We start from the raw sequence: 6,314 nt of genomic DNA on the forward strand, positions 1-6,314 counted from the left end.
CGCTCGTTTTGTGCTTGCGGTTTTTTAGCGCAACAGAAAAGCGGCTTGCAAGATGCATGTCGCTTTATTAACGAAAAAGGAGACGATTATGATGACGAAGACAGAAGAATTACTCGCATACTTAGATCGTTTGATCGCGTTGCAGACTTCCGGGCATTTGGTACGTGATGAGATCGCGGAAGCCATTGACGCGATCAGATACGAATTGATACTCGAAATCAACATCAACTAAACGTAAAGGAGACGATGTGAATGGCGGACAAACGCGAATCAATCGAATTAGATCATGACGAACTTATGAGTTACGGAAAAGTCGGTCCCAATGATCCGGACTTTGTGTATGCGGAACCAAAGAAGAAGCCAAGCGATACTATTAGCCTAAAACTCGATGTTGATGTTTCCGAAGCAATAACCGGCCTGAAGGCGATTCAGCGCGAAGCGAAGGCGGCGACTAAGGCGCTGGCTGAATTGCGGGACACTGCGAAAAAAGTTGGGGTTATAGACGATAAGTACGACGAATACATCGCGAATGTTAAAGAAATTGCTGGTGAGTTTTATTCGGTGGACTTAGCGTTAACTAACGAGTTGATTTACCGAGCCTACTATCTAGGAAAAGGTTGCGAGCTTTTTGTGCGCAGGTGTTCCGGAACTAGCACGTCAATCATTGCACTGGAGAAAACTTTCGATGATGTAAAGTATCTCCAACGGGGAAACCGATACCAATCGCCTGATCTTAGTGGGAAGGTCGTTTTTGCTGATGCGGGAGTTTCAATTCCTAAAGAACACCGAGCCAAGAGAATTTACAGGATTGCATCTGTAGAAGAGCACGAATTTCAGTCGAAAACGATGCCGTTAGGTGTTACGTACACAGAAGCAACTGTAGCCCGATAAATAAAAAAGCACCGAACTCCTAAACCTCGATGCTTTCGTAAGCTTCCGATATCTCATCGGCCGTAATTCCGATATATTTCAACGTCTCGCGCTCGCTTGAGTGGTTGAGCATCGACATAATGCGCGTGATATCAACGCCGTTCTCATACAGGCGATAACCAAACGTCTTACGAAGCGAGTGCGTGCCGATGCTGCCGATCTTTTCGTAAATTCCGGCCCGTTTCGATGCGTCGTTTAAGATACGATAAGCCTGAACGCGGGTGATCGGCTTGCCTCCTCCTTGCCGGCTGGCAAAAACGTAATCGTCATCTGCTACGTCGTTGCTTATATATTCTTTAATTTCGCGTTTAACTGACGGACTGAATGTAATCACACGTAATTTCTTGCGCTTTTTTTCTCGTATGTGTAACAAATCTTGGCCGCGGAGATCCCCGACTTTAAGCGTCAATAAATCGCTGATACGCAAGCCAAAAGCGGTGCCGAGTGTCAATAAAAGACGATTGCGGCCGTCCAGTGCGTTCTTCATTTTATTAAAATCGCGTTTTGACTTAATCGGGAATACTTCGTTTGCCATTTCGTTCACTCTCCGTAACATAAAAATGATTTTGCTACACTCATATTAACGAAAAATATAACGAAAGTCAATACGAAAAATGAAAGGAGGTAATGTAGTTGGTTTATGTTTTGATCTACTTACTCCTCGGAATGTTATACGCCGGTATGACGTTCAAAAGCACTCTTGGTGCGATTGTAATTCTAGGATTGAGCGGTGCCGATCGATTAAAGATCGCGAAGGGATCGGAAAACGTGTCAGATGAATTAAAGACATCGGCTCTTGCGTGTATTGTACTAGCGGTTCTCTACTCGATGTTTAAGGTCCCTTTCTATCCGTTCTTAGTTTTCTTCGACCTACTCGTAAGATCCTCGGCTAAGAAACATTCGAAATAAGTGAAAGGAGGCGGTCTTTATCGCATGGGTTGATGGTCGTTGGCTGAAGCGGGATGAACGCGAAGAACTCATCAACGTATTAACCGAATACCTGGACGCTCTCGACGAAACTTACGGCGATGACATTCCTGCGTCAGAGATCGCCGACTATTACGAAAAAGCGACCGAACTAGAACGTCTTAAACGGATTCATCGATGCGAAGGTAATCTACTCGAATTCTCTATCGAATACTTCTCGGACGCACGCAACCCGGACAATGAGGGGAATTGGGAGGGATTCGATGTTACTTGCGTAGAGGAGGCTCCGGAGTTTCATCGTGAGATTACCGCCATAATGAATCGAGTTTCCAATGTTGAGACGAATGCGAAAGTCGCAGTCGCGGCGCCACGTTCGCACGCCAAGTCGACGTATCTTTCGAAAGCCTTTCCGGTTCATGAGATTGCATATAGGCGACGGAAATACGCGATTATTATCTCGGAAACTCCAGATGTAGCGACGAAGAATATGGAATGGATTCGAAATCAATTGAAATTCAATAAAAAATTTCGGGAGGATTTCGGGCCATTACTTTCTCCGAAAGATCAATCCAATATCATCGATAATTCAAGTGCATTTATCGCTTGGTATCCTGATGGAGATAGTCGTAAACAGTTATCCTTGGTCGAGGCTGCTTCAACCGGCCAGGCATTGCGGGGACGTAACTGGAACGGTAGTCGTCCAGATTTAATAGTGCTAGATGACTTGGAAGATGCAAGACCTGGGGGAAATGCCAGCACGCCAGAACAACGTGCTAAATTAAAAGACTGGTTTTCTCAAACGGTTATTCCGTTAGGTGACCCAAAAGGTAAGAAAACAGCGTTTGTTTACATGGGAACCACGGTACACCAAGATTCAAACTTAATGAATGTGCTGCATAATAACCCCGACTTTGAATCAAGGATATTCCGTGCAATAATTTCACACCCAACACGATCGGATCTTTGGGAAGAATGTCGTTTAATTTATACCAACAGAGAAAACAAAAAACGAAAAAAAGGGGCGGAAGAATTTTATAAGAAACACGAAAAAGAAATGTTAGAAGGGTCTAAAGTCCTTTGGGTTGAGGCGCAGCCGTTATTCAAGTTGATGAAATGGAAATGGACGTACGGATCTAAAGCGTTCAATACCGAGTACATGAACAACCCGATCGACGAGGAATCGATGATCTTTAATCCGGAAAAATTCACGTATCACAACGGAAATATCGACTATATGAAGTATGACGTTTCTCTCGCGGTAGACTTCGCGATGGGGAAAGAACGCGGAGACTATTCCGCAATTGCGATCGTCGCTGCCGATAAGGTTAGCGGCTCTATTTATGTTATAGACACGTTCGGCCAACGATTAAAGCCGGACGAATTCCTGAAGGTCATCGTCGAAAAGGTCGTCAAGTATCAGCCGACCATAATCGCGGCAGAAGCACAGGCGGCGCAAGAATTCTTCGTCGATGAGCTGAAAAAACAGCTTACACACGCTGGCTATCCGGCAGACACTCGCGTAAAGAAAGTAAAACACCGCAGCCGAAAAGAGCTCCGTATCGAGGCGCTATTACCTTCGATCGAAAACGGGACAATCCAATTCGATCGGAAGCACGCGCTTTTGCTTGAACAATTCGAGCAGTACGGTACGGGCGCCCACGATGACGTTATCGATGCTTTAGAAATGGCGGTTTCGGCCGTTGTGAAGTCGCGTAGAAGAAAAGGCGGTAACGTTGGAAATTACCGTTACTGAAAGGAGGCGTTTTAAATCGTAGTCATTGACCGAAATTTTATAAACCCGTTTCAATTTGTTCTCCCGATGGAAGAAGCGCTTGGATCGAAAGAATTTCAGCGCATTGTTGACGAAATCAAGCTTTACCGACGCTACGAAGGCGATCTGAACGTTTGGACCGACTACGTTAAGCCGAAAGAAATCGATTATGAACCGACGCAGCTTACGATGAACTACCCCCGGAAGCTTATCGATTCGACTGCGGCCTGGCAATTCGAGAAGGAACCGAAAGTGACCGTTCCTCCGGACGTTCTCGACGATCCTGCGGACATGATCAAGCCGGGGTATACGCCGAGCAAAGAGCAGGAGGAGGAAAACAGCCGGGCAAAAGCAAAAGAGCGCTTGCTGACGTGGGTATGGGAAGAAAATCGGATGCACGAAAAACTACTCGCTGCGGCAAAAGATCGCGCGATCAGCCGAACCGGTGTTTACGCTCGTCTGCATTACGATACACGTCGCGGAGAAATTAAAATACTGTGGCATCCTTCGACTGAAGTTATCGCAGTTCATAACGAATGGGATGTCGATCAACTTGACGAAGTTCATTTCGTTGCGTGGTTGGACGAAGAACAGACGAAGCTTTGGAAACTTTCGTATTATCTCGTCTGGAAAGGCGATGAGGATACCGGAAACTACGATTGTGAAATCGAAGAAGCGATATACGACGACGGACTTATTCTTGTCGAGAAGCGGGTCGAAAGAGAATCGATGGGGCTCGATTTTATCCCGGTCGTCCACGTTCCAACGGATAAACTTTCGGGACAGACTAGCGGCTTCAGCGAACTTGAAAAGCTTATCGAAACAGCCGACGAAATCGATCGGAAGCTATCCGACTACTCCGACGCTTTGAGATTCGAAATGTTTGCGATCACTCTGCTAACAAACGTTGAGTACGATCCGAAAAATCCGTTTAAGATTGCGCCGGGAGCCATTTGGGACCTTGGCGAAACGAATAAAGAAATCGGAGAGCCTGACGCAAAGAAACTCGAAAGCGGCTTTAAATTTAAAGAGGCGATCGAGGCGTATCTCGACCGTCTACAGAAGCGGCTTCACGAAATAAGCGAGGTTCCGATGGTTAACACCGCGGACATGAACACGGGCGGCATAAACGATATGGCGCTCAAATTGCTGTACAGTTCGATTATTTCTAAAACCCAGCGAGCATGGATCGTTTGGCAATCGCGGTTACAGACGTTGAATGAGTACATTCTGCGCTACATGAAAGCCCGCCAGGATCATCCTCGCTTTAAATATGAGAAGGAATGGCTTGCGCAAGTTGACGACAACTACGGAAGTAAAATCGTATTCGGGCTGCCGTTGCCGGAGGATCAAAAGGCTCTCGTCGAACAGTTAGGCGAAGAAATCGCCAACGAAATGGAGTCGATTAAGGGCGCGATCGTCCGAAGCGGTAAAGATAACCCGGAAGCCAAATTTATGGAGATTTTACAGGAACGAAACCTGAAAAAACAGGCCGAAGATCCTTATAACGTAGCACCAGAATCAAACGAATAACAACGTTCTTGACCTACGGTATTGTCGGTAAACTGCCGGTTGTTGTTATTCGTAATCTACAGTCTACTCGGACTTTAAACGTGGAGGTACGATATGCCGAAATTTTTACCTTTAAACCTACAATTTTTTGCGGAACAAACAGAACCGGAAGATCCTAACGCTCAACCTACGGCTGGGGAGCCGGAACCAAAACCGACAGAGCAACCGGAGACACCGGAAAAGACGTTCACACAGGCTGAACTCGACGAAATTCTTAACAAGCGTCTTGAGCGCGAGAAAAAGAAGCAAGCCGAACTCGAAGAAAAAGCGAAACGGCTCGAAGAGTTAGAAAAGGCCGAAGAGGAACGAAAAAAAGCGGAAATGTCCGAAACTGAACGCCTGCGGGCCGAAAAAGAAGAAGCGGCTAAGAAGGCGGAAGAAGCAGCGGAGGCGGCTAAAAAAGCGAAGGAAGCGGCAAATCAGCGAATCATCAATACGGAGCTTCGCGCAATCGCTCGATCTCTTAACGCAAACGATCCGAACCAAGTCCTTGCGCTACTCGATAAATCTGCGGTCGAAATTGACGAAGATGGCAACGTAAAAGGAGCCGAAGAAGTGGTCGCTGCTTTTAAAGAGTCGAGTCCATGGATGTTTAAGCAGCCGATCGGAGCCGACGCTTCTGGCGGAAGTAACCCGGCCAAAAACAACATTCAAACGGAGATTGTCGCGAAAGAGAAAGAATTGGACGAAACGAAAAAACTAGCGCTTAAAAATCCGCGTTATCTCGGAAAAGTAACGAAGCTCTACAACGAACTTCGAGCGCTAAAAAACAAACGGTAATTCAGTCGCCATATTGGCGGCTTTTTTAATTACAAAAAAATCTTAGGGGGATTTATTAATGGCAGTTGCACAAACATACGATTTCCAGCAACAAGTTCGTGATATGGCCGCGAACGTAGATTTAATTCTTACAAAGGCGCCGGTTCTTTTCGGTTTGATTGGAACAGGCGAAGCCCTAACGCAAACCAAATTCGAATGGCAGAACGATTACTTGAACAGTGACACAGCAATTGCTAAAGCTGCCGTAGCAGCCGATGCAACCGAAATCCAATTAGACGCAGGCGACGCTCGTAAATTTACAGAGAACGCCCTCGTACAAAACGGACTTGAAGTA

At 46.2% G+C, this 6,314-nt stretch carries 7 protein-coding genes; 6 read left to right on the top strand and 1 reads right to left on the bottom strand.

Annotated features, from left to right (window positions below; translation table 11 throughout):
* The first annotated feature begins 91 nt into the window (after positions 1 to 91).
* Both V7126_RS03970 and V7126_RS03975 read left to right on the top strand, forming a co-directional pair.
* Positions 92 to 232 (top strand): hypothetical protein, encoded by a 141-nt coding sequence (locus V7126_RS03970; RefSeq protein ID WP_335496837.1) that lies wholly within the window; start codon positions 92 to 94, stop codon positions 230 to 232.
* A gap of 20 nt (positions 233 to 252) precedes the next feature.
* Entirely contained in the window at positions 253 to 891 is a 639-nt protein-coding gene (locus tag V7126_RS03975; RefSeq protein WP_335496840.1) for a hypothetical protein, read from the top strand.
* A gap of 19 nt (positions 892 to 910) precedes the next feature.
* Here the strand turns inward: V7126_RS03975 and V7126_RS03980 are convergent, their stop codons facing one another.
* Positions 911 to 1,465 (bottom strand): tyrosine-type recombinase/integrase, encoded by a 555-nt coding sequence (locus V7126_RS03980; RefSeq protein ID WP_335496843.1) that lies wholly within the window; start codon positions 1,463 to 1,465, stop codon positions 911 to 913.
* 708 nt (positions 1,466 to 2,173) lie between these two features.
* On the opposite strand from V7126_RS03980, the gene terL reads away from it, so the two are divergent.
* The 4 genes from terL to V7126_RS04000 all read left to right on the top strand — a co-directional run.
* Positions 2,174 to 3,610, top strand: a complete 1,437-nt coding sequence (gene terL / locus V7126_RS03985) for a phage terminase large subunit (protein WP_335496846.1) — start codon at positions 2,174 to 2,176, stop codon at positions 3,608 to 3,610.
* Positions 3,611 to 3,676: 66 nt separating this feature from the next.
* Positions 3,677 to 5,161, top strand: coding sequence for a phage portal protein (locus tag V7126_RS03990; protein ID WP_175077579.1), 1,485 nt, complete (start codon positions 3,677 to 3,679; stop codon positions 5,159 to 5,161).
* Between the two features lie 93 nt (positions 5,162 to 5,254).
* Positions 5,255 to 5,980, top strand: a complete 726-nt coding sequence (locus V7126_RS03995) for a phage scaffolding protein (RefSeq protein WP_175077578.1) — start codon at positions 5,255 to 5,257, stop codon at positions 5,978 to 5,980.
* A gap of 58 nt (positions 5,981 to 6,038) precedes the next feature.
* The coding region (locus tag V7126_RS04000) for an SU10 major capsid protein (protein WP_438823790.1) at positions 6,039 to 6,314 on the top strand (276 nt) is incomplete at its 3' end.

The organism is Bacillus sp. JJ675 (genome assembly GCF_036963165.1).
Classification (GTDB): domain Bacteria; phylum Bacillota; class Bacilli; order Bacillales; family Bacillaceae; genus Bacillus; species Bacillus glycinifermentans.

Excerpts from the sequence above, each read along its gene's own strand:
- V7126_RS03990 (WP_175077579.1), top strand. The coding sequence starts at position 3,677 with ATGGAAGAAGCGCTTGGATCGAAAGAATTTCAGCGCATTGTTGACGAA.
- terL (WP_335496846.1), top strand. The coding sequence starts at position 2,174 with ATGAATCGAGTTTCCAATGTTGAGACGAATGCGAAAGTCGCAGTCGCG.
- V7126_RS03975 (WP_335496840.1), top strand. The coding sequence starts at position 253 with ATGGCGGACAAACGCGAATCAATCGAATTAGATCATGACGAACTTATG.
- V7126_RS03980 (WP_335496843.1), bottom strand. The coding sequence starts at position 1,465 with ATGGCAAACGAAGTATTCCCGATTAAGTCAAAACGCGATTTTAATAAA.
- V7126_RS03995 (WP_175077578.1), top strand. The coding sequence starts at position 5,255 with ATGCCGAAATTTTTACCTTTAAACCTACAATTTTTTGCGGAACAAACA.
- V7126_RS03970 (WP_335496837.1), top strand. The coding sequence starts at position 92 with ATGACGAAGACAGAAGAATTACTCGCATACTTAGATCGTTTGATCGCG.